Origin of the sequence: Pseudomonas sp. PLMAX (genome assembly GCF_046042685.1) — a bacterium.
Taxonomy (GTDB): Bacteria; Pseudomonadota; Gammaproteobacteria; order Pseudomonadales; family Pseudomonadaceae; genus Aquipseudomonas; species Aquipseudomonas putida_AE.
This window is the reverse complement of sequence record NZ_CP064949.1, coordinates 44298-67456: the sequence shown is the minus strand read 5'-3', so window position 1 is coordinate 67456 and position 23159 is coordinate 44298. Positions and strand designations below refer to the sequence as shown.

At 60.6% G+C, this 23159-nt stretch carries 23 protein-coding genes; 16 read left to right on the top strand and 7 right to left on the bottom strand.

Features of this window, described 5'->3' with window-relative positions; translation table 11 throughout:
- Window positions 1-7: 7 nt before the first annotated feature.
- The 3 genes from DKB71_RS00330 to DKB71_RS00320 all read left to right on the top strand — a co-directional run bounded on the left by DKB71_RS00330 (window position 8) and on the right by DKB71_RS00320 (window position 2068).
- The gene (locus tag DKB71_RS00330) at window positions 8-1090 is read left to right on the top strand and encodes a 5-(carboxyamino)imidazole ribonucleotide synthase (protein ID WP_180202118.1); all 1083 of its coding nucleotides are present in this window, start codon (window positions 8-10) and stop codon (window positions 1088-1090) included.
- A 112-nt stretch (window positions 1091-1202) separates the two neighbouring features.
- Window positions 1203-1448: a GlsB/YeaQ/YmgE family stress response membrane protein gene (locus DKB71_RS00325; protein ID WP_045057799.1), complete on the top strand. Its 246-nt coding sequence runs from the start codon at window positions 1203-1205 to the stop codon at window positions 1446-1448.
- Between the two features lie 83 nt (window positions 1449-1531).
- Window positions 1532-2068, top strand: coding sequence for a DUF3299 domain-containing protein (locus tag DKB71_RS00320; RefSeq protein ID WP_408599329.1), 537 nt, complete (start codon window positions 1532-1534; stop codon window positions 2066-2068).
- A gap of 131 nt (window positions 2069-2199) precedes the next feature.
- Here the strand turns inward: DKB71_RS00320 and DKB71_RS00315 are convergent, their stop codons facing one another.
- Both DKB71_RS00315 and DKB71_RS00310 read right to left on the bottom strand, forming a co-directional pair.
- Window positions 2200-3099, bottom strand: a complete 900-nt coding sequence (locus tag DKB71_RS00315) for a D-hexose-6-phosphate mutarotase (RefSeq protein WP_406591874.1) — start codon at window positions 3097-3099, stop codon at window positions 2200-2202.
- 72 nt (window positions 3100-3171) lie between these two features.
- On the bottom strand, window positions 3172-3576 hold the full coding sequence (locus DKB71_RS00310) for an acyl-CoA thioesterase (protein ID WP_007896491.1): 405 nt from the start codon (window positions 3574-3576) through the stop codon (window positions 3172-3174).
- 360 nt (window positions 3577-3936) lie between these two features.
- Here DKB71_RS00310 and DKB71_RS00305 point away from each other — a divergent pair, with 360 nt between their 5' ends.
- From DKB71_RS00305 to DKB71_RS00270, 8 genes are all read left to right on the top strand, one after another.
- On the top strand, window positions 3937-5235 hold the full coding sequence (locus DKB71_RS00305; protein ID WP_274073742.1) for an MFS transporter: 1299 nt from the start codon (window positions 3937-3939) through the stop codon (window positions 5233-5235).
- 235 nt (window positions 5236-5470) lie between these two features.
- A complete protein-coding gene (locus DKB71_RS00300) occupies window positions 5471-6472 on the top strand; it encodes a phosphate ABC transporter substrate-binding protein PstS (protein WP_274073741.1) in 1002 nt (333 codons plus the stop codon).
- Between the two features lie 466 nt (window positions 6473-6938).
- Window positions 6939-8972, top strand: a complete 2034-nt coding sequence (locus DKB71_RS00295) for an ABC transporter permease subunit (protein WP_408601181.1) — start codon at window positions 6939-6941, stop codon at window positions 8970-8972.
- Window positions 8973-8987: 15 nt separating this feature from the next.
- Window positions 8988-10658 (top strand): phosphate ABC transporter permease PstA, encoded by a 1671-nt coding sequence (gene pstA, locus DKB71_RS00290; protein ID WP_408599328.1) that lies wholly within the window; start codon window positions 8988-8990, stop codon window positions 10656-10658.
- Window positions 10659-10829: 171 nt separating this feature from the next.
- On the top strand, window positions 10830-11663 hold the full coding sequence (pstB, locus tag DKB71_RS00285; RefSeq protein ID WP_008064516.1) for a phosphate ABC transporter ATP-binding protein PstB: 834 nt from the start codon (window positions 10830-10832) through the stop codon (window positions 11661-11663).
- A 72-nt stretch (window positions 11664-11735) separates the two neighbouring features.
- Window positions 11736-12497 carry a phosphate signaling complex protein PhoU gene (gene phoU, locus DKB71_RS00280; protein ID WP_008064514.1) on the top strand — a complete coding sequence of 254 codons (762 nt, stop codon included), beginning with the start codon at window positions 11736-11738 and terminating at the stop codon, window positions 12495-12497.
- A gap of 80 nt (window positions 12498-12577) precedes the next feature.
- Complete coding sequence (locus DKB71_RS00275) at window positions 12578-13474, top strand: response regulator (RefSeq protein ID WP_408599327.1); 897 nt, start codon at window positions 12578-12580, stop codon at window positions 13472-13474.
- A gap of 178 nt (window positions 13475-13652) precedes the next feature.
- Window positions 13653-14549, top strand: coding sequence for a peptidoglycan DD-metalloendopeptidase family protein (locus tag DKB71_RS00270; RefSeq protein ID WP_408599326.1), 897 nt, complete (start codon window positions 13653-13655; stop codon window positions 14547-14549).
- A gap of 113 nt (window positions 14550-14662) precedes the next feature.
- Here the strand turns inward: DKB71_RS00270 and DKB71_RS00265 are convergent, their stop codons facing one another.
- The 3 genes from DKB71_RS00265 to phoB form a co-directional block, all read right to left on the bottom strand.
- Window positions 14663-16003 (bottom strand): hemolysin family protein, encoded by a 1341-nt coding sequence (locus DKB71_RS00265; protein WP_274073736.1) that lies wholly within the window; start codon window positions 16001-16003, stop codon window positions 14663-14665.
- A gap of 123 nt (window positions 16004-16126) precedes the next feature.
- A complete protein-coding gene (gene phoR, locus DKB71_RS00260) occupies window positions 16127-17413 on the bottom strand; it encodes a phosphate regulon sensor histidine kinase PhoR (RefSeq protein ID WP_274073871.1) in 1287 nt (428 codons plus the stop codon).
- 80 nt (window positions 17414-17493) lie between these two features.
- Entirely contained in the window at window positions 17494-18183 is a 690-nt protein-coding gene (gene phoB, locus DKB71_RS00255; RefSeq protein WP_020797927.1) for a phosphate regulon transcriptional regulator PhoB, read from the bottom strand.
- A 152-nt stretch (window positions 18184-18335) separates the two neighbouring features.
- Between phoB and DKB71_RS00250 the strand changes: the two genes are divergently transcribed.
- A complete protein-coding gene (locus DKB71_RS00250; protein ID WP_323625730.1) occupies window positions 18336-18722 on the top strand; it encodes a hypothetical protein in 387 nt (128 codons plus the stop codon).
- A gap of 71 nt (window positions 18723-18793) precedes the next feature.
- On the opposite strand, the gene ubiA is transcribed toward DKB71_RS00250, so the two are convergent.
- Window positions 18794-19684, bottom strand: coding sequence for a 4-hydroxybenzoate octaprenyltransferase (gene ubiA, locus DKB71_RS00245; RefSeq protein ID WP_408599325.1), 891 nt, complete (start codon window positions 19682-19684; stop codon window positions 18794-18796).
- Window positions 19684-20235: a chorismate--pyruvate lyase family protein gene (locus tag DKB71_RS00240; protein ID WP_408599324.1), complete on the bottom strand. Its 552-nt coding sequence runs from the start codon at window positions 20233-20235 to the stop codon at window positions 19684-19686. The genes ubiA and DKB71_RS00240 overlap by 1 nt, the downstream gene beginning before the upstream one ends.
- Before the next feature lie 199 nt (window positions 20236-20434).
- Here DKB71_RS00240 and DKB71_RS00235 point away from each other — a divergent pair, with 199 nt between their 5' ends.
- The 4 genes from DKB71_RS00235 to DKB71_RS00220 all read left to right on the top strand — a co-directional run bounded on the left by DKB71_RS00235 (window position 20435) and on the right by DKB71_RS00220 (window position 23041).
- The gene (locus tag DKB71_RS00235; RefSeq protein WP_003437744.1) at window positions 20435-20602 is read left to right on the top strand and encodes a rubredoxin; all 168 of its coding nucleotides are present in this window, start codon (window positions 20435-20437) and stop codon (window positions 20600-20602) included.
- A gap of 20 nt (window positions 20603-20622) precedes the next feature.
- Window positions 20623-21771, top strand: coding sequence for an NAD(P)/FAD-dependent oxidoreductase (locus DKB71_RS00230; RefSeq protein WP_408599323.1), 1149 nt, complete (start codon window positions 20623-20625; stop codon window positions 21769-21771).
- Between the two features lie 194 nt (window positions 21772-21965).
- The gene (locus DKB71_RS00225) at window positions 21966-22241 is read left to right on the top strand and encodes an HU family DNA-binding protein (protein ID WP_003213368.1); all 276 of its coding nucleotides are present in this window, start codon (window positions 21966-21968) and stop codon (window positions 22239-22241) included.
- Between the two features lie 425 nt (window positions 22242-22666).
- Window positions 22667-23041: a DUF6124 family protein gene (locus tag DKB71_RS00220; protein WP_274073731.1), complete on the top strand. Its 375-nt coding sequence runs from the start codon at window positions 22667-22669 to the stop codon at window positions 23039-23041.
- Window positions 23042-23159 lie beyond the last annotated feature (118 nt).

Genomic DNA, 23159 nt, shown 5'->3' with positions numbered 1-23159 from the left:
GTTGACGATGAAGATCGGTGTAATCGGTGGCGGCCAGTTGGGTCGCATGTTGGCGCTGGCGGGCACTCCGCTGGGCATGAACTTCGCTTTCCTCGACCCGGCGCCGGACGCTTGCGCCGCCGCGTTGGGCGAACACCTGCGGGCCGATTACGGCGATCAGGATCACCTGCGTCAGCTGGCTGATGAGGTCGATCTGGTGACCTTCGAATTCGAGAGCGTCCCGGCGGAAACCGTGGCGTTCCTGTCGCAGTTCGTGCCGGTTTACCCGAGCGCCGAAGCCCTGCGCATCGCCCGTGATCGCTGGTTCGAAAAGAGCATGTTCAAGGACCTGGGGATTCCGACCCCGGCATTTGCCGACATCCAGTCTCAGGCTGACCTCGACGCCGCCGTGGCCTCCATCGGCCTGCCCGCCGTACTGAAAACCCGCACCCTGGGTTACGACGGCAAGGGCCAGAAGGTCCTGCGCACACCGGAAGATGTCGTGGGTACCTTCGCCGAACTGGGCAGTGTGGCCTGCCTGCTGGAAGGCTTCGTACCCTTCACCGGCGAAGTCTCGCTGATCGCCGTGCGTGCCCGCGATGGCGAAACCAGGTTCTACCCGCTGGTGCACAACACCCACGACAGCGGCATCCTCAAGCTGTCCGTGGCCAGCACCGACCACCCGTTGCAGGCCTTGGCCGAGGATTACTCCAGCCGAGTGCTCAAGCAGCTGAATTATGTGGGCGTGATGGCGTTCGAGTTCTTTGAAGTCGACGGCGGCCTGAAAGCCAACGAAATCGCCCCGCGCGTGCACAACTCCGGGCACTGGACCACTGAAGGCGCCGAGTGCAGCCAGTTCGAAAACCACCTGCGGGCGGTCGCCGGCCTGCCGCTGGGTTCGACCGCCAAGGTCGGCGAAAGCGCGATGCTCAACTTCATCGGTAAAGTGCCGGAGACTGAAAAAGTCCTGGCCATTGCTGATTGCCATCTGCACCACTACGGCAAGGCGTTCAAGGTCGGCCGCAAGGTCGGTCACGCCAACCTGCGTTGTGCAGATCGCGAAACCCTCGCCGCGCAGATCCTCAAGGTCGAAGCGCTCATCGCCGAGTAAAACAGTTTCATGTGGCAGCGGCGGAACCATTCAGGGGCCGCCGTTCTCTCATGGCAGGATGCCAAAGTCTGACTAGGCTTTCGCATAACCAACCAAATCAGAGGGAAATGCCATGGGAATTATCGGAACCATCTTTATCGGCTTGATCGTCGGCCTGCTGGCACGGTTCCTCAAACCGGGCGATGACAGCATGGGCTGGATCATGACCATCCTGCTCGGTATTGGCGGTTCGCTGGCGGCTACTTATGGCGGCCAGGCCCTGGGTTTCTACCAGGCGGGCGAAGGTGCAGGCTTCCTCGGGGCGCTGGTGGGCGCTGTGATCTTGCTGGTGATCTACGGCCTGATCAAAAAGAACTGATTCAAGCGACAAAGTCCTCTCGGCGGCGCAGCCCGGGAGGACTAGAATGCCCGGCGATTTCCTTATCCCTACCGAGCATTTTCATGCGCCGTCTTCTGCTGACTCTTGTTTTACTGAGTACGGGCCTTGCCCATGCCGGCGAGCTGCCGGAAACCGACTGGCTCGAACTGATGCCCAAGTCGGACCAGAAAGCCCTCGAGGCCATGCCCGAAATCGACCACGACTCCCCGGAAGCCAATGGCACCTTCACTGAAAAAGGTGGCATGAAGCAGAGCAAGGGTTTGCCCGCGGTGATGTATTCGACCAGGACCGTAGCGTCGATGAATGACAAGGACATCCGTATCGGTGGTTACCCGGTACCGCTGGAGTCTGACGCCAAGGGACGTAGCACCTTGTTTTTCCTGGTGCCTTACCCGGGCGCCTGCATCCACGTTCCACCTCCGCCACCCAATCAACTGGTGCTGGTGCGTTATCCCAAGGGCTTGAAGCTCGATGATATCTACACGCCGCTGTGGGTGACCGGCACGCTGAAGATCGAGAAGGTCAGCAATGACCTGGCGGACGCGGCTTATGCGCTGGATGCGGCGAAGGTGAGGGTGGTGCAGGAGGCGGATTTGTAACTCGCCGGTTGGCATGGCACAACCAAATGTGGGAGCGGGCTTGCTCGCGAAGGCGATGTGTCAGGCAACATTTATGTCAACTGACACTCCCTCTTCGCGAGCAAGCCCGCTCCCACATTGGTTTTGTAGTGTTACAGAGATTTGCTACCGATGCTTACGCCCAAGGTGTGGCTGGCACCCGGTGCCAAAGTCACCACATCCCCCAAGACATTCGCCGTTTCAATGCACAGCATGCGCTGCCAGCCATCGTCGGCCATGTCGCTGAATGCCGCGGCGCGTTCGGTCCACGGGTTCCAGATTACTGCTGAACGTGAGCCGGTACTGGTCAGCTCGATTCGCCGCTCCCAGGCCGGGTCGACAATGCTCAGCCGGCTCGGTGTATCGAGGTAGATGCGATCGGTTTCGCCGGTAAAGCGCAAGTCACCGGACTGGGTCACGGTTTTCCAGTCGTCCAGGGTCTCGATATAGCTCAAGCCGTCCAGCCCTTCGACATGCACTTCGCGCACATCGCTGACCGCGAAATAGCTGTGCAGCGCCTGGCTGATCGTTACGGTGTCGGAGCCCTGGTTGTGGCTGGTCAGGCTGATATGCAGCTGCTCATCCAGACGAATGCTCAACTTCAGGTCGACCTGGTGCGGCCAGCCTGGCAAGCCGTCTTCGGGGCAGGGCAAGAGGAATTCGATCTTCAGGCTTTCACCCTCGGACTCGATGCCGCCCAACTCCCAGTCCATCGTCCGCACCAGCCCATGGGCAGTGGCGGGTTCGTTGCTGACGCGCATCGCCTGGACGCTCTGCGGGTTGCGCGCCAGGTTGCCGAACCACGGCCAGCACACCGGCACGCCGGCGCGGATGCTTTTGCCGGCCTTGAACACGGCCTCGTCGTTGAGCCAGATCAGCGGCGGTTGCCCAGCCAATTGATAGCTGAGGATGTGCGCACCTTGCTGGGCCACCAGCAATTCGGCCTGACCGTGGCGGATGCGCCAGCAGTTCAGTTCATCCAGTTTGACGGCTTCAACGTTGGGCGTGCTCATGGGACAGCTCTCGATCAGTAACAATGACTGCAATGGACCGCAAAACGCCTGGCGGGTTTAACGCAGCCGGGTTTAACGAGCCCGGGGCGGAACAGAACGGGTACGGCCGCTGCCATCGATGGCGACAAACACGAACACCGCTTCAGTGACTTTGCGCCATTCGCTGGACAGTGGATCGTCGCTCCAGACCTCGACCATCATCTGGATCGAGCTGCGGCCGATTTCCAGGGCCTGGGTATAAAAGGAGAGCTGAGCGCCCACGGCGACCGGAACCAGGAAGGCCATGCGGTCGATCGCGACAGTGGCCACGCGACCGCCTGCCACCTTGCTGGCCATCGCGGTACCGGCCAAATCCATCTGCGCCACCAGCCAGCCGCCGAAAATATCGCCAAAGCCGTTGGTTTCGCGAGGAAGCGCGGTGATTTGCAGGGCCAGGTCGCCTTGCGGGATCGGATCTTCTTGTTCGAGCTCTATCATGCCGGGGGTGCCTCTGACCCGTGACTCTTCGTAGGTATAGCGGGTGAATAGCCGTCTCGGAAAAACGATTCATCCCCGAACATACTGCGTTCGTCACGTTTTTCGTAAGGCGCCTAAAGGGAAACTCTGCGAAATCGCCTGTGAACCTGAGGCGTTTTCGCACAGCAACCCTTGTTAGCTATCGCTCACTTGCGAGTATATCGGTCGGTAGACTCCGATACGACCGTCGGGTTCTCATTTTGACCATCAAATACGCGCCTCTATGTGCTTTTTCGAACAATTTGCTATCGTGCCGGTCCTGCCCGAGCCCTTGCCAGCGTTGTTGGGGCGGCAGACCTGACTATAAGAGAAGCCCTTGCCATGACCACAGCGCCCTCGAGTATCGCGCAGCCTTCCCAATCCGCACGTCCGCTGACCCGCAACGATTACAAGACGCTATCGCTGTCGGCCTTGGGCGGCGCGCTGGAATTCTACGATTTCATCATCTTCGTGTTCTTCGCCACGGTGGTGGGCAAGCTGTTCTTCCCGGCGGACATGCCCGAGTGGCTGCGCCTGATGCAGACCTTCGGCATCTTCGCCGCCGGTTACCTGGCGCGACCGCTGGGCGGCATCGTGATGGCGCACTTCGGCGACCTGCTGGGGCGCAAGAAGATGTTCACCCTTAGCATCTTCATGATGGCGGTGCCGACCCTGATCATGGGCCTGCTGCCGACTTATGCGCAGATCGGCATGTGGGCCCCGATCCTGTTGCTGCTGATGCGGGTGATCCAGGGCGCGGCGATTGGCGGTGAGGTGCCGGGTGCCTGGGTTTTCGTGTCTGAACACGTACCGCAGCGGCATGTCGGTTATGCCTGCGGCACCCTGACCAGCGGCCTGACGGCGGGCATCCTCCTGGGTTCGCTGGTCGCCACGGCGATCAACAGCGTCTATACCCCGGTTGAAGTGGCGGATTACGCCTGGCGGATCCCGTTCCTGTTGGGTGGCGTGTTTGGCCTGTTCTCGGTGTACCTGCGCCGCTGGCTGCACGAAACTCCGGTGTTTGCAGAGCTGCAACAGCGCAAGGCCCTGGCCGAAGAAGTGCCATTGCGTGCGGTGCTGCGTGACCATCGTGGCGCGATTGCCATTTCGATGCTGCTGACCTGGCTGTTGTCCGCCGCCATCGTGGTGTTGATCCTGATGACCCCGACCGTGCTGCAGACGGTCTACCACTTCTCGCCGACCATTTCGTTGCAATCCAACAGTGTGGCCATCGTGTTCCTGAGCATTGGCTGCATCATTGCCGGTGCCCTGGCGGATCGCTTTGGCGCGGGGCGCGTGTTCGTGGTCGGTTGCACGGCACTGCTGGCCAGTTCCTGGACCTTCTACCACAGCCTGGCCGACCATCCTGACTGGTTGTTCCCGCTGTACGCCCTGACTGGTCTGCTGGTGGGCACCATCGGTGCGGTGCCGTACGTGATGGTCAAGGCGTTCCCGCCGGTGGTGCGTTTCAGCGGCCTGTCGTTCTCCTACAACGTGGCCTATGCGATTTTCGGTGGCTTGACGCCGATGATCGTCAGCCTGTTGCTCAAGGAAAGCCCGATGGGGCCTGCCTATTATGTGGCGGTGCTGTGTGGAGTCGGGATTCTGGTGGGTGCTTATCTGTGGAAGAAGGGTCGCTAAGCCGACCGACGGAACGCCGCCCGGAGCAAGCCCGCTCCCACATTTAACCGGGTTCTCTCAGAGGAATGCGGTCGAATGTGGGAGCGGGCTTGCTCGCGAAGAACGATGACACGGTCCATCTGAAAAATCGGAATACTGGCCTTTCATCCAATTGTCATATTTCAGCCATAGAGTGTTCACACGGCCTGCTGATACTTGGCCCCGAATAACACACCCTATCTGCTAGGAGTAAGGCATGAAACTGAAGCGTTTGATGGCGGCAATGACTTTTGTCGCTGCTGGCGTTGCGACTGCCAACGCGGTTGCCGCTGTTGACCCTGCTATCCCGAGCTACACCAAGACCACTGGTGTGTCGGGCAACCTGTCCAGCGTCGGTTCCGATACCCTGGCCAACCTCATGACCCTCTGGGCCGAGAACTACAAAAAAGAATACCCGAACGTCAACATCCAGATTCAGGCCGCCGGTTCGTCTACCGCACCACCTGCGCTGACCGAAGGCACCGCTAACCTGGGCCCGATGAGCCGCAAGATGAAGGACAACGAGCTGCAAGCCTTCGAAACCAAGTATGGCTACAAGCCAACCGCTATCCCGGTTGCCGTGGACGCCTTGGCTGTATTCGTGCACAAGGACAACCCGATCAAGGGCCTGACCATGGCTCAGGTCGACGCGATTTTCTCCTCGACTCGCCTGTGCGGCGCCAAGACCGACGTCAAGACCTGGGGTGACCTGGGCGTGACCGGTGACCTGGCCAACAAGCCCCTTCAACTGTTCGGTCGTAACTCGGTATCCGGTACTTACGGCTACTTCAAGGAAGAAGCCCTGTGCAAAGGCGACTTCAAGCCAAACGTCAACGAACAGCCAGGTTCGGCTTCGGTTGTGCAGTCGATCAGCAGCTCACTTAACGGCGTCGGCTACTCGGGCATCGGCTACAAGACTGCCAGCGTGAAAACCGTTGCCCTGTCCAAGAAAGAAGGCGGCGAGTTCATCGAAGACACCGAAGAAAACGCCCTGAACGGCAAGTACCCGCTGTCGCGCTTCCTGTACGTCTACGTCAACAAGGCCCCGAACAAGCCTCTGGCCCCGCTGGAAGCCGAGTTCGTGAAGCTGGTTCTGTCCAAGCAGGGCCAGGAAGTCGTGGTGAAAGACGGCTACATCCCGCTGCCAGCCAAGGTTGCAGCAAAAGCACTGGCTGACCTGGGTCTGCAGGAAGGCGGCGCAGAAGTCGCAAAAAAGTAAAACCCTGAGCCCGAGGTAACCTCGGACTCTGTAGGAGCCGGCTTGCTGGCGATGGTCATCCATCCGCAGAAAATGTGTCGGATGTACCATTTTTCGCCAGCAAGCCGGCTCCTACACCCCCCAAATTCTCGCTCCGCTGCCGGTTTCACCAGGCGGCGGATTTGTTGCGTCACTGCACTGTCATCTTTCTGTCATACAGGATCGCTAGGGTGTGCGAATGAATGATCTGGCCAATTCCACAATGACTACAAATCCCCCCAAGCGAATTGATTTCAATACGCCTGAGCTGCAACGCAAGCGCCGCATCCGCGCGCTCAAGGATCGCCTGACTCGCTGGTACGTCCTCGTGGGCGGCCTTGCCGTTCTCGGTGCGATCACCCTGATCTTTTTCTTCCTCGCCTACGTCGTTGCGCCCCGGTTCCAGGGTGCCAGCCTGACTTCCAGCGACGCCATCACGCCGGCGTGGATGCAAGACGCCGGCAAGCCGTTGATGATCTCCCTGGAAGAGCAGAACCAGGTCGCCATGCGGGTTTCCGACAAGGGCCAGGCACTGTTTTTCGATATCGACAATGGCGCTGAACTCAAACGCGTCGATCTGCCGGTCCCGGTGGGTGCCACTGTGACGTCGATTGGTGACGACCAGCCAGGTCAACCGCTGGTGGCGGTGGGTTTCTCCAACGGCCAGGCACTGGTATTCCGTCACACCTACAAAGTCAGCTACCCGGACGGCAAGAAAACCATTACGCCGGCCATCGAGTATCCTTACGGCGAAACGCCAATCGCGCTGAATGAAGCCGGCGGTGCCCTGGAGCACGTCAGCCTCAACGCCAACGATTCGACCCTGATGCTGGTCGGTTCCACCGGTTCGCAACTCAATGTTCTGTCGCTGACCAGCGAAGAAAACATGATGACCGGCGAGATCACCAGCGAGCAGAAGCGCATCGACCTGCCGCAGATGACCGAGCCGGTGAAGAACATCTTCGTCGACCCGCGCCAGCAATGGTTGTACGTGATCAACGGTCGCGCCCAGGCCGATGTGTTCAGCCTGCGCGACAAGAGCCTCAACGGTCGCTACAAACTGCTGGAAGACGGCGAAGCGCAAATCACCGCCAGTACCCAACTGGTGGGTGGCATCTCGCTGATCCTCGGCGATTCCAAGGGTGGCCTGGCCCAGTGGTTCATGGCCCGCGACCCGGATGGCGAGCAGCGCCTGAAGCAGATCCGTACCTTCCAGATGGGCACCACGCCTATCGTTGAAATCACCGCTGAAGAGCGCCGCAAGGGCTTCGTTGCCCTCGATGCCGCCGGCAAGCTCGGCGTGTTCCACAGCACCGCGCACCGTACCTTGCTGGTCGACCAGGTGGTCGAGGGCCAGGGCGTTTTCGGTCTGTCGCCACGGGCCAACCGCGTGATCGTCGAAGCCGGCGGCAAGCTGCAACCGTTGCTGCTCGACAACCCGCACCCGGAAGTGTCGTGGAGCGCGTTGTGGAGCAAGGTCTGGTACGAAAACTACGACGAGCCTAAATACGTCTGGCAATCGACCGCCGCCAACACCGACTTCGAACCGAAACTGAGCCTGTCGCCACTGACCTTCGGTACCCTCAAAGCCGCGTTCTACGCCATGCTGCTGGCCGCGCCACTGGCCGTCGCCGCTGCGATCTACACCGCGTACTTCATGGCCCCGGGCATGCGCCGCAAGGTCAAGCCGGTGATCGAGCTGATGGAAGCGATGCCGACGGTGATCCTCGGTTTCTTCGCCGGCCTGTTCCTCGCGCCATATGTAGAAGGGCACTTGCCGGGCATCTTCAGCCTGCTGATGTTGCTACCGATCGGCATCCTGGTGGCCGGATTTACCTTCAGCCGCCTGCCTGAGTCGATCCGCCTGAAAGTCCCGGATGGCTGGGAAAGTGCGCTGCTGATTCCGGTGATCCTGTTCGTGGGCTGGTTGTCGCTGTACATGAGCCCGTTCATGGAGAACTGGTTCTTCGGCGGCGACATGCGCATGTGGATCTCCCACGACCTGGGTATTACCTACGACCAGCGCAACGCACTGGTGGTCGGCCTGGCCATGGGCTTCGCGGTCATCCCGAACATCTACTCCATCGCCGAAGACGCCGTGTTCAGCGTGCCCCGTGGCCTGACCCTGGGCTCCCTGGCCCTTGGTGCAACGCCGTGGCAGACCATGACCCGCGTAGTGATTCTCACCGCCAGCCCGGGCATCTTCTCGGCACTGATGATCGGCATGGGCCGTGCGGTCGGTGAAACCATGATCGTGTTGATGGCCACCGGTAACACCCCGGTCATGGAAATGAACCTGTTCGAAGGCCTGCGTACCCTCGCCGCCAACGTCGCGGTGGAAATGCCGGAGTCGGAAGTCGGCGGCAGCCACTACCGCGTGCTGTTCCTCTCGGCGTTGGTGCTGTTGCTGTTCACCTTCGTCATGAACACCCTCGCAGAACTGATTCGTCAGCGTCTGCGCAAGAAATACTCGTCGCTTTAAGAAAGGTAGAAGTCTGTGAAACAGAACTCCCTGAAAGGATGGTTCAAGAGCGGCGCCCCGGGCGTCTGGATCAGCGGTGGCGCGGTGTCCATCGCGGTCATCATGACCATTGGCCTGCTGGCGGTGATTGCCGTGCGCGGCCTGGGTCACTTCTGGCCGGCGGACCTGATCCACGCCAGCTACGACGTGCCGGGCCAGGCCAATCACCTGGTCGTCGGCGAAGTGGTGCAGAAGGAAGAAGTGCCGCGTGCACGTCTGAAGAGCGCCGGCCTGCCGGTGCCTGAGGATGGCCCGGAGTTCATGACCCGCGAGCTGATCAAGGTCGGCAACCGTGACCTGAACGGCAACGACTTCACGTGGATCGTCGGCGAGTGGCTGACCAACCAGAAGACACCGCCAGAGCTGATGGCGATCGAGCGTCGCGAGTGGGGCAATTTCTACGGCTACCTGGTCAACGTCAAGCAGGACGGCAAGGTCATTGCCGAGGGCGAGGCTGCATGGCCTGAGCTGCAGGCGCGGATCAACCGCGTGAATCAACTGGCCGCGCAACTCAAGACCCTGGAAAAAAGCGATATCGGCGCGATCAACGCCGGTCTCGAGCGGATCCGCTTGCACGGTCGCAAACTGGAGCTGGACGGCAAGCTCGACGCGGCCGCGCAAGCGGACATGGAATCCGATCGCGCCGAACTCAATGCCCGTTATCAGGACATCGAAGCACGCCTGGGTGACCTGCACGCGCAGTTCAACCGCGACAGCCTCACCGCCCGCGATGCCAACGGCAAGGAAATCGAAATCGGCCTGGGTAAAGTGGTTCACGCCTACCAGCCGAACGCCATGGGCACCTTCACCAAGATCGGTTTCTACTTCAGCAAGGTCTGGGAATTCCTGAGCGACGACCCCCGTGAAGCCAACACCGAAGGCGGGATTTTCCCGGCGATCTTCGGCACCGTGATGATGACCCTGATCATGGCGATGATCGTGACCCCGTTCGGCGTGCTGGCGGCGGTGTACCTGCGCGAATACGCCAAGCAGAACACGCTGACCCGGGTGATCCGCATCGCGGTGAACAACCTGGCGGGTGTTCCGGCGATCGTCTACGGCGTGTTCGGCCTGGGCTTCTTCGTCTATGTGCTGGGTGGCTCGCTCGACCGGTTGTTCTTCCCTGAAGCCTTGCCGGCGCCGACCTTCGGTACACCGGGCTTGATGTGGGCTTCGTTGACCCTGGCGCTGCTGGCGGTGCCTGTGGTGATCGTGGCCACCGAAGAAGGCCTGGCGCGGATTCCTCGCACCGTGCGCGAAGGCTCGTTGGCCCTCGGCGCGACCAAGGCGGAAACCTTGTGGAAGATCGTGCTGCCAATGGCCAGCCCGGCCATGATGACCGGCATGATCCTCGCCGTGGCCCGCGCCGCCGGTGAAGTGGCGCCGCTGATGCTGGTGGGTGTGGTGAAACTGGCGCCGTCGCTGCCGGTGGATGGCAACTACCCGTACCTGCACCTGGACCAGAAGATCATGCACCTGGGCTTCCACATCTATGACGTCGGCTTCCAGAGCCCGAACGTCGAAGCCGCGCGGCCGCTGGTGTATGCCACGGCGCTGCTGCTGGTGCTGGTGATCGCCACGTTGAACCTGTCGGCGGTGTACATCCGTAACCACCTGCGCGAGAAGTACAAGGCGCTGGATAGCTAATCACCGCGGCCCCGTAGGAGCTGGCTTGCCAGCGAAGCTTTTGGCGTCAGTGAGTACGCCTTCGCTGGCAAACCAGCTCCTACAGGGGACCGGCGCAACACACAGAATTTGAGTAACCCGCAGGCCCGGCCTGCGGCCCCGAACCGAATTTGTTAGCACAGGGAGCCTCCCATGCAGCACGAAGCACATACCCACGGCATCAACATGTCGGCCCTGGGTCGCGACAAACAGAGCCTGAGCCTCGAGCAGGAAACCGTAGCCATCGAAGTGCCGGGCCTGAGCCTGTTCTACGGCGACAAACAAGCGCTGTACGACGTCAGCATGAACATCCCGAAACAGCGCGTGACCGCCTTCATCGGCCCGTCCGGCTGCGGCAAGTCGACGCTGCTGCGCACCTTCAACCGCATGAACGACCTGGTGGACGGTTGCCGTGTCGAAGGCGCGATCAACCTGTACGGCAACAACATCTACCGCAAGGGCGAAGACGTGGCCGAGCTGCGTCGTCGCGTCGGCATGGTGTTCCAGAAGCCGAACCCGTTCCCGAAAACCATCTACGAAAACGTGGTCTACGGCCTGCGCATCCAGGGCATCAACAAGAAGCGCGTACTGGACGAAGCCGTTGAGTGGGCATTGAAAGGCGCGGCCTTGTGGGACGAAGTCAAAGATCGTCTGCACGAGTCGGCACTGGGCCTGTCCGGTGGTCAGCAACAACGTTTGGTGATCGCCCGCACCATCGCCGTGGAACCGGAAGTGCTGTTGCTCGACGAACCCTGCTCGGCACTCGACCCGATCTCGACGCTGAAAGTCGAAGAGCTGATCTACGAACTGAAATCGAAGTTCACCATCGTCATCGTGACCCACAACATGCAACAGGCCGCGCGGGTTTCCGACTACACGGCGTTCATGTACATGGGCAAACTGGTGGAATTCGGCGACACCGATACTCTGTTCACCAATCCGGCGAAGAAGCAGACCGAAGACTACATCACCGGTCGTTACGGCTAGGAAAGCTGTGGTTGCTCACTGAACTGACGCTGCGGCCCACCGCACCTTACCGGACGCTCCAAGGACGCCAACATGATTAGCAAAGAAGGCCTTACCCACCACATTTCCGCGCAGTTCAACGCCGAACTGGAGGAAGTGCGCAGCCACCTCCTGGCCATGGGCGGGCTGGTCGAAAAGCAGGTCAACGACGCGGTCACCGCGCTGATCGAGGCCGACTCCGGCCTGGCCCAGCAGGTGCGCGAGATCGACGACCAGATCAACCAGATGGAACGCAACATCGACGAAGAATGCCTGCGCATCCTGGCCCGTCGCCAGCCGGCGGCGTCTGACTTGCGCCTGATCATCAGCATCTCCAAGTCGGTGATCGACCTGGAGCGCATCGGTGACGAAGCGACCAAGATCGCCCGTCGCGCCATCCAGCTGTGCGAAGAAGGCGAAGCACCGCGCGGTTACGTCGAGGTGCGCCACATCGGCGACCAGGTGCGCAACATGGTCCGTGATGCGCTGGATGCCTTTGCCCGTTTCGACGCCGACCTGGCGTTGTCGGTGGCGCAGTACGACAAGATCATCGACCGCGAATACAAGACCGCCCTGCGTGAGCTGGCAACCTACATGATGGAAGACCCGCGCTCTATCTCGCGGGTCTTGAGCATCATCTGGGTCCTGCGTTCGCTGGAGCGTATCGGCGACCACGCGCGCAATATCTCGGAACTGGTGATTTATCTGGTGCGCGGCACTGACGTTCGTCACCTGGGCCTCAAGCGCATGAAGGAAGAAGTTGAAGGGACCAGCGGCGAAACCGCTAATGTTCCGGGCAAATCTGACGATAAGTAAGATTGCCCAACTAAAGCGCCCGGCCTATTGGCCGGGCGTTTTCGTTTGGGGTTCACCGGGATTTTTTAAAGGGGTTGTGGATGAGTAAGGTCAGTGTGTTGGTCGTGGACGATGCTGCGTTCATTCGTGACCTGGTGAAGAAATGCCTGCGCAACTATTTTCCGGGCATGCGCATCGAAGACGCGGTCAACGGCCGCAAGGCTCAGTCGCTGCTGGCCAGGGAAGCATTTGACCTGGTGCTGTGCGACTGGGAAATGCCGGAGATGTCGGGCCTGGAACTGCTGACATGGTGTCGCGGGCAAGACAGCCTCAAAGGCATGCCATTCGTGATGGTGACCAGCCGCGGCGACAAGGAAAACGTCGTCCAGGCGATCCAGGCCGGCGTTTCCGGTTACGTCAGCAAGCCGTTCACCAACGAGCAACTGATCACCAAGGTCAAGCAGGCGCTGCACAAGGTCGGCAAACTCGACATCTTGACGAGCGTGGCGGCGACCAAAACGATCTCGGCATTCGGTACCGACACCCTGAACGCATTGACCGGCGCCAAGCCTGCCGTGAGCGCACCGGCGGCCGCTGTACCGTCCCCAGGCTTGCTCAACAGCCCGCCGGTCAAGGCTCCAGTGGTTGCTGCTGGCGGCGGCGGGCGTGGCCAGGGTCAGCTACGGCTGCCCAACGGCATCCAGCCGTGCGTGATCAAGGCGCTGAGCCTCAAGGAAGCGCTGCTGGTGGTCAAGCGCACCGACAGCCTGCCGCAGGTGCTCGACAGCGCCGTACTGGATCTGGAGCAGGGCGAGAGTGCCGAAGTGGCGCGGCTCAACGGTTATCTGCACGCCGTGGTGGCCCACGAGCCAAAGCCCGACAGCGACTGGCTGCAACTCACCTTCCGCTTCGTCGATCAGGACGCGCAGAAACTGGACTACATCTCCCGCCTGATTGCTCGTGGTACCGCGCAGAAACACTTTATTCCTGGCGCTTAAGACCGCCATCGCGAGCAAGCCCGCTCCCACATTGGAATGCATTTCAAAATGTGGGAGCGGGCTTGCTCGCGAAGAGGCCCTCGAAATCACCGTACATCCATCTGAACATCTGCCGACTTCACAGGTCCATTGCGCCTGCTAGGCTCAAACCCAAACCTGACTCGACAGAATCCCGCCCATGTTCGCGCGCCTGCTGTTTTTCTGTGGTCTTTTCATCGCCTCGACTTCGGCCATGGCAGTGACCATCTACAAGTCCACCGACGCCGATGGCGTGGTCTCCTACAGCGACCGCCCCACCAAAGGCTCCAGCGTGTTCACGTTCCGCGATCGCATGGTCGAAAACCTCGAGCGTCAGGTATACCTCGTGATCATGAAAAAGGACGGTGTGGACAGCGTCTACGTGCGCAATGACCTGTATGCGCCGGTAGAAATCGAATTGAGTTTCACCGGTTTGAAGAACGTCAGCGGTGCGCCGAGTCGTCCCATTCGTCGGGTGATGCCTTTGCGTAGCAGCATTCGCCTTGCGCAGCTCACGCCGACCAAGGCCGGACAGCCACTCGCGTATCTGCCAAAGTTCGAATATTCCCTGGGTGACCCCGCAGGCGCTGCCGTGGCCTACCGATATCCGTACCCCTGGCGTGGCGGGCCGTTTCGCGTGAGCCAAGGCGCCGAAGGCCAGTACAGCCACTTCGGCCCGAGGAATCGCTATGCCATTGACATCGCCATGCCGGAGGGCACGCCGATCATTGCCGCGCGGGGCGGGATGGTGGTGAAGACCGAAAACGGGCAGACCGGGCGTGGCACCGATCCGTCGGGCAATTTCGTGCGGGTGCTGCACGATGACGGGACCATGGGCGTGTACCTGCACCTGCAAAAAGGTTCGGTCAGCGTTCGCGAAGGGCAGCGGGTGGGGGTGGGCAGCCCGCTGGCGCTGTCGGGCAATACCGGCAACAGCAGTGGGCCGCATCTGCACTTCGTGGTGCAGCGCAATACCGGGATGGGGCTGGTATCGATCCCGTATCAGTTCAAGCAACCGATGGGCGCGCTGCCCAACTTTGCGTTGGGCAAGCGGTGATGGATAGTCTGACGTGACGCCTTCGCTGGCAAGCCAGCTCCTACAGGATCTGCGCATAACCTGTGGGAGCGGGCTTGCTCGCGAAGGGCGCGCCGCGAATCCAGATCAGCCCATCAATCGAGCATCAACACCTTGGCCAGCACAATCTTCGGCCCTTTCATCTTCTTGATGATGATGCGCAGGCCTTCGACTTCCAGCACTTCTTCCTCTTCCGGTACGCGCTTGAGGCTTTCGTAGACCAAACCTGCGAGGGTTTCGGCTTCAACGTGGTCCAGATCGATGCCCAGCAGCCGCTCGACCTTGAACAGTGGCGTATCACCCCGTACCAGCAGCTTGCCCGGTTGATAGGCGAGGATGCCGCGCTCGGCCTTGCGATGTTCGTCCTGGATATCGCCTACCAGCACTTCCAGCACGTCTTCCATGGTCAGGTAACCGATGATGTTGCCATCGGCTTCCTCGACCACGGCGAAGTGCGAGCCGCCCTTGCGGAACTGCTCCAGCAATTGCGACAACGGCATGTGCCGCGACACGCGCTCCAGCGGACGGGTCAGTTCGGCCAGGTTGAACGACTCGGGAATGTGGTCCAGGGCCGCCAGTTCAAGCAGCAGGTCCTTGATGTGCAGCAGGCCGACGAACTCCTGGCGCTCGCTGTCATACACCGGGTAACGGCTGAACTTGTGGCGACGGAACATCGCCAGGATTTCCTTGAGCGGTGCATTGAACTCCAGGGTCACCAAGTCTTCGCGGGAGTTGGCCCAGTCGACCACTTCCAGTTCACCCATTTCCACGGCCGAGGCCAGTACGCGCATGCCCTGGTCGCTCGGGTCCTGGCCACGGCTGGAGTGCAGGATCAGTTTCAGTTCTTCGCGGCTGTAATGGTGCTCGTGATGCGGGCCGGGTTCGCCTTGCCCTGCGATGCGCAGGATCTGGTTGGCGCTGGCGTTGAGCAGGTAAATGGCCGGGTACATGGCCCAGTAGAACAGGTACAGCGGCACCGCGGTCCACAGCGACAGCAATTCGGGTTTGCGGATGGCCCAGGATTTCGGGGCGAGCTCGCCGACCACGATGTGCAGGTACGAAATGATGAAGAACGCGGTGAAGAACGACACGCCCTTGACCACTTCCGGCGACTGTACGCCGACCGTTTCGAGCACCGGCTCGAGAATATGCGCGAACGCCGGCTCACCGACCCAGCCGAGGCCGAGGGAGGCGAGGGTGATACCCAATTGACACGCCGACAGGTAGGCATCGAGCTGACTGTGCACGGTGCGCAGGATGTGCCCGCGCCAGCCGTGTTGTTCAGCGATGGCTTCGACCCGGGTCGAGCGCAATTTGACCATGGCAAATTCCGCCGCAACGAAAAAGCCGTTGAGCAACACCAGGATCAGAGCAAAAAGAATCATGCCGAAGTCGGCGAATATTGTTGCGAGGGTCAAGCCAGGGGAAGGGTCCATGATGGAGTTTTGCGGGTTCCGTGTAATCGAAAGGAAAGAAAAAAGTGCACCTGAAAGGCAGGCACAAGTCAGCCAATGTAGCGGCTGACCGTGCGATTGCCTAGTGGCGCGTGCTGGCCGGTATCAGTCAGTGGTGCTGATAACCCGTGATCTGCTGACCTGGGCGGGCGCAAAGTGGCAGGTAAACGTGCTGCCGTGCCCCGGCACACTGCTGATTTCCATCCGCGCGCGGTGGCGCAACAGCACGTGCTTGACGATCGCCAGGCCCAGCCCGGTGCCGCCGGTGTTGGAGTTGCGACTGGAGTCGACGCGGTAGAAACGTTCGGTCAGGCGCGGCAGGTGTTTGCTGTCGATGCCGATCCCGGAGTCCTGCACGCTCAGGTGCGCGCCTTGCTCGTCGCCCCACCAGCGAATGCGGATGTTGCCTTCGGCCTGGGTGTATTTCACCGCGTTGAACACCAGGTTGGAAAACGCGCTGCGCAATTCCGCTTCACTGCCCTTGAGCAGGATCGTCGGGTCGGCTTCCAGGGTGATTTTCTGGTTTTTCTGGCCGGACAGCTGCTGGGCGTCACCCTTGATCGATTGCAGCAAGCCGTCGATGGCCACCGGCTGGTTGTCCGACGGGTAATCGGTGGCTTCCAGTTTGGCCAGCAACAGCAGGTCGTTGAGCAAGGTCTGCATGCGCCCGCCTTGCTGCTGCATTTGTTGCAGGGCACGGGTCCAGCGCGGGTTCACTTCCTCGACGTTGTCGAGCAGGGTTTCCAGATAGCCACAGATCACCGTCAGCGGCGTGCGCAGTTCGTGGGAAACGTTGGCGATGAAGTCTTTGCGCATCTGCTCCAGCTGATGGATACGCGTCACGTCGCGCACCAGCATCAGGTGTTCATTGTTGCCGTAGCGGGTGATGTACAGCTGGATACGCATGCGGTCGTTGGTCGGCGACGGGATTTCCAGCGGTTCGGCGTAGCTGTCCTGCTCGAAGTATTCCTTGAAGCGCGGATGACGTACCAGGTTGGTTACTGGCTGACCGCTGTCCTGCGGCGTCTTTAAGCCCAGCAGGGTTTCAGCGGCGCGGTTCCACCATTCCAGGTTGCCATCGCTGTCGAGCATGACCACCGCGTCCTTCAAGGCGGCGGTGGACTCCTGGACCCGGTCGATGACCGCTTGCAGGCGTCCGCGAACGCGTTGGTCGCGACGTTGCAGGTGGTAGATGCTGTCGAATACTTCGCCCCACAGGCCGTAGCCATCGGGTGGCGCTTCATCGGGTTTGTGCAGGCGCAGCCATTCGTGCAGGCGCAGCAGTTGCTTGAGGGTCCAGGCCAGGTAAACGCCAAGTCCCGCGGCGAGGCTCCAGCCATAGTAGCCGGTGATCAGGCCGATCACCAGGCAGGCGGTGACCAGCAGCAGCATGTGGCGAATCAGGGTGCCATGCCAGTTTTGGTTCACTTGAAGCGCGTCCTTGTCAGCTTGTCGGGCGGTGAACGTCCGGATCAGGCTTTGGTAGAAAAACGATAACCGGTGCCGCGCACGGTTTGTACCAGGTTTTCGTAGGCATCGCCGAGGGCTTTGCGCAGGCGCCGGATGTGCACGTCGACGGTGCGCTCCTCGACATACACGTTGCCGCCCCAGACCTGGTCCAGCAACTGGCCACGGGTGTAGGCGCGTTCCTGGTGGGTCATGAAGAATTGCAGCAGACGGTATTCGGTCGGCCCCATTTCCGCCGGTTTGCCGTCGATGGTCACGCGGTGGCCGATCGGGTCCAGCAGCAGGCCGCCGACTTCGATTGGCGCTTCGCCATCGCTAGGGCCGGCTCGGCGCAGCACGGCCTTGAGGCGCGCGACCAGCTCGCGGGGGGAAAAGGGTTTGGTGATGTAGTCATCGGCGCCGACTTCCAGGCCCTGGATCTTGTTGTCCTCTTCGCCCTTGGCGGTGAGCATGATGATCGGGATGTCCCCGGTCAGCTCGTCGCGCTTGAGGCGGCGGGCCAGCTCGATGCCGGACGTGCCAGGCAGCATCCAGTCGAGCAGGATCAGGTCCGGCTTGCGGTCGACGATAATGGCGTGGGCCTGCTGGGAGTTCTCCGCCTCCATGCAGTCATAGCCGGCCATTTCCAACGCAACGGCGATCATTTCGCGAATGGGTGCTTCGTCGTCGACGATCAGAATGCTCCTGCCAACCATGCGTTAATCCTCTTGTCATTTAACTGTCTTGCGCCGCATTAGATAACGGAATTATTGCAGTCGTGTGACAGTATTTTAGTCCCCCGGCGATTGTCATGAACCTGGACTAAGCTCTAAGTCCGAATCCTGACAACCACAAACGGAAGGTTTCCATGAAACACATTGCTCAATCCTGGAAGGCTTTGCTGGTGACTGCTGCGCTAACGCTGCCGACCATGGCCTTCGCCGCCGACCCGGCGATGATGAAAGATGGGATGATGGTCGACCATAAGGGCATGACCCTGTACACGTTCGACAAAGACTCGGGCGGCAAGTCGATGTGTAACGACGAGTGCGCCAAGAACTGGCCGCCATTGATGGCTCCGGCGGGTGCCACGGCGTCTGGCAAGTGGAGCGTCATCAAGCGCGATGACGGTACCAGTCAATACGCTTACGACGGCAAGCCGATGTATACGTTCGTGAAAGATGAAAAGCCGGGAGACATGAAGGGCGACAAGATGAAGGACGTCTGGCACGTCATGCATGAGTCGCAAAAATAACCGGTGCCGTAATTCGCAAAAAGATCGCAGCCCCTGTAGGAGCTGCCGAAGGCTGCGATCTTTTAACATCCTCAACGCAACCCGTAATCCAGCACAATCCCGACAAAAATCGCCAACCCGGCCCAATGGTTGTGCAAGAACGCCTTGAAACAACGCATCCGGTCTTTGCCACGGGTGTACCAGAACTCCCAGGCAAAACAGCCCGCCGCCACCGCCAGACCGAGGTGGAACCAGCCCCCCAGCTCGAATTTCGAACCGGCCAGCAACAGGCAACCCAACGCCAACCCCTGCAAGGTCAGGATGATCACCCGGTCGGCCTCGCCAAACAGGATTGCCGTGGATTTCACGCCGATCTTCAAGTCATCGTCGCGGTCGGTCATCGCGTAGTAGGTGTCATAACCCACCGTCCACATCAGGTTGGCGATGTACAGCAGCCAGGCTGCCGCCGGCAGTTCGCCGGTTTCAGCGGTGAACGCCATCGGCATGCCCCAGGAGAACGCCGCCCCCAGCACCACCTGTGGGTAATAGGTGTAGCGCTTCATGAATGGGTAGCTGAACGCCAACGCCAGGCCGCCGAGTGACAACCAGATGGTGGCGGCATTGGTGCACAGCACCAACAGGAAACTCACGCCCATCAGCAGCGCAAAGAACACCAGGGCTTCCCGGGAACTGATCTTGCCGCTCACCAGCGGTCGCTGCTCGGTGCGTTTCACATGGCCGTCGACCTTGCGGTCCGCCCAATCATTGATCACGCAGCCGCCCGCACGGGTCAGCACCACGCCGAGGACGAAAATCACGATATTGGCCAGGGAGGGCGAGCCCTTGCCGGCAATCCACAGTGCCCACAACGTCGGCCACAGCAGCAGGTAGATGCCGATCGGCTTGTCCATGCGCGTCAGCTGAATGAAGTCCCAGGCCCGGGGATTCAAGCGGTTCAAGGACTTGAGCAGGCTCTGGTACATCAGCAATTCTCCGGATCGGCGCCGGCGGCGCTCCACAGGGTCGGCAGGAAGATCTCGGCCACCAGCACACTCAAGGCGCCACGGTCGAAGCGCGAGCGACGGCCCCACAGCCCAGGCGCTCGCACGTCCGTCGGCAGCCACGCCTGAGGATAGTGACAAACCTCGATGGCCCGGCGCTGGAAGGCGTGATCGCAAAACAGCAATTCGCCCAGGGAGCGACTGCCCAGCTCGTCCATGTGCAAGCCGTCGCCCTGTAGCGCACTGCGTGCCGCGACGCTGCGGGCAAACACCCAAGCCTCGCCATGACCACGCAGATACACCTCGCGCACCCAGCCCTCACTGTCTTCAGCCAGGTCCAGGGCGGCACATTCGTCAGCACGCAGAGGCTGCCAGCCTTCGAACAGCGGCGTGACGCTGAAGCCGTCATTCGACAAACGGGTCAGGCGACGGGTCAGTGATCCTTCGTCGAACAACCAGTCGAGGGTAGACATGTCGGGGAGGGGAGCGAGTTGGCTTCTGGTCACCCAGAATGGGGGTTTTGAGTGCGGCACAGTGAGTCATTATTGGCAGCAAATGAGGCGGCGAGCTTAACATGTCAGCTGATAAGTTTGAGTGATCCGGGCGTCCATTGCGCCGAACACGCTTGCATCTGTCCGGCCCCATCAGTACAAAACGCCCTGAGCCGGACAGCAGCACTTTATCCATCGTCCGTTCGCGCCAGTAAAAGCCTGAATTTGAGGAAGTACCTGAATGAAAAAGTGGCAATGTATCGTCTGCGGCCTGATCTATAACGAAGCCGACGGTTGGCCCGATGACGGCATCGCGCCGGGCACCCTGTGGCAAGACGTGCCGGAAGACTGGCTGTGCCCGGATTGCGGCGTCGGCAAAATGGATTTCGAAATGATCGAAATCAACTGAGACAATTAGAGGAGTAAGGAATGAACGCACCTGTCGTCATCATTGGTACCGGGCTGGCTGGCTACAACGTCGCCCGCGAGTTTCGCAAACTCGACAGCGAAACCCCGCTGCTGCTGATTACCGCCGATGACGGGCGCTCCTACTCCAAGCCCATGCTCTCCACTGGATTCGGCAAGAACAAGGATGCCGACGGCCTGAGCATGGCCGAACCGGGCGCGATGGCCGAGCAGTTGAAGGCCGAAGTGCGTACCCATACCCGCATCAGTGGCATCGACCCGGGCCACAAGCGTCTGTGGATCGGCGAGGAAGCAGTGATCTACCGTGACCTGGTGTTGGCCTGGGGCGCCGAAACCGTGCGCGTGCCCATCGAAGGCGACGCAGCGGATTGCGTATTCCCGATCAACGACCTGGAAGACTACGCGCGCTTTCGCGCGGCAGCGGCCGGCAAGCGACGGGTATTGTTGCTGGGCGCCGGCCTGATCGGCTGCGAATTCGCCAACGACCTGACCCTGGGTGGCTACGAGGTGCAACTGGTGGCGCCGTGCGAGCAGGTCATGCCGACCCTGTTGCACCCGGCGGCGGCCGCAGCGGTCCAGGCCGGGCTGGAAAGCCTGGGCGCACGCTTCCACCTCGGCCCGGTACTCAATCGCCTGCAGCGGGTTGCTGGCGGCCTGGAAGCCCATCTTTCCGACGGTCAGGTCATTCCGTGCGACGTGGTGGTCTCGGCCATTGGCCTGCGTCCGCGCATCGACCTGGCCGCGGCTGCCGGTTTGCAGGTCAATCGTGGTGTGATAATCGACCGGCACCTGCAAACCTCCCACGCCAACATCTACGCCTTGGGTGACTGCGCCGAGGTCGATGGGCTGAATCTGTTGTACGTGATGCCCCTGATGAGTTGTGCGAGAGCGCTGGCCCAGACCCTCGCCGGTAACCCGACGGTGGTCAACTATGGTCCGATGCCCATTACGGTGAAAACCCCGGTCTGCCCCTTGGTGGTATCGCCACCACCACGGGGTTCGGAGGGCGCCTGGACGGTCGAAGGGCAGGGCGCCGACATCAAGGTTTTATGCCGCGATAGCAACGGCAAACTGCTCGGATATGCCCTGACAGGCGCGGCCGTGATGGAAAAACTGGCCCTCAACAAAGAGCTTCCGGCACTGCTGGCGTAAATACCGGTCGTTCTGTCGGAATAACCCCCCTTTTGCTCAAACATTGGCCGCGCCGACACTGGCGCGGCTCCTCGCTGCGTGCCATCCTCACTCCCGTCTGCCGCAGAGTAGAGCACCTGCGGCGCTTTGGGCGCTGCTCCGCAGAGAGCAGCACGGACATAACAACAACAAACCGTCAAAGGGGCTTCACTCATATGCGTAAACCAGAACTCGCCGCAGCCATTGCTGAAAAAGCAGATCTCACCAAAGAGCAGGCCAACCGCGTCCTCAATGCCGTTCTCGAAGAAATCACCGGCGCCCTGCACCGCAAGGACAGCGTGACGCTGGTAGGTTTCGGCACCTTCCTGCAACGCCACCGCGGTGCCCGCACCGGCAAAAACCCGCAAACCGGTGAGCCGGTTAAAATCAAGGCCAGCAACACTGTTGCGTTCAAGCCGGGTAAGTCGTTGAAGGATAGTGTTAATCCGTAATTCGCATGCCCCTTTGCGGGGCTGCTGAAAAAATGGGCACGCCAACAAGGTTGGGTGCCTATTTTTTTTGTCTCGACTCCGGCCTTTGTAGGAGCTGGCTTGCCAGCGAAGGCGGTGTGTCAGGCACCATCAAACTGCAAGCGATACGCGGCCGCCACCAATCCCAGGATCCTTAAGTTTGAAGGAAATTTCCGAAAGGTTTGCGAGAGGGAAAAATCAAAGGATCGCAGCCTGCGGCAGCTCCTACAGGAGAGTGCACGCGCGAGGTGGGGGGCTTACAAACGGCGAGTTTCAAATCCTTAAACACGGTTCGAAAATGATGAAATTGCTTACAAAATTGAGGAAGCATCCGACGCTTTTTTAAGGTTGGCCTTCGGAAGCGCGAAGGTTAGCGTGGTCACTCCAATATTCCTCGGAGATTCACCATGCCCAAGGTCAATGATTTACCCGCCGGATCGGAAACCGAAAGCACTACCCCGTACATGTCCGCGACTTCCAGAAAGTTGCACCAGGCTGCCAATCGCGCCCTGGACCATTACCTGAAACCCAATGCCCTGGTCATGACCGGCGCCCATACGCCCAGCACGATCTTTGTCGTGGCACCGGACATCGACAACGAAACGCTATTGGCCCACGCCTGTGAGTCGTTGGCCTCGGCGAATGTGATGGCGAGTGAAATCGCCGCGATGCTGGAGGGCGCGCACCGCAGCACGATGTTGGCGCTGCAGCAGGTGATCATGCTCGGTGAGTTGGCGGTCAATCGGGTGCTGGATAATGTTGCCCCGTCGCAACCTGTTTGAGCCCTAAAAGGAGCTGTCGTCAGTGACTTGGTAGTCATCGGCGTCAAAAAACCTGGCATCTCCTCCTAACGTATCGCGAAGGTGGCATTCTGGCTTTTAATCGCTACACTGCGCCGGC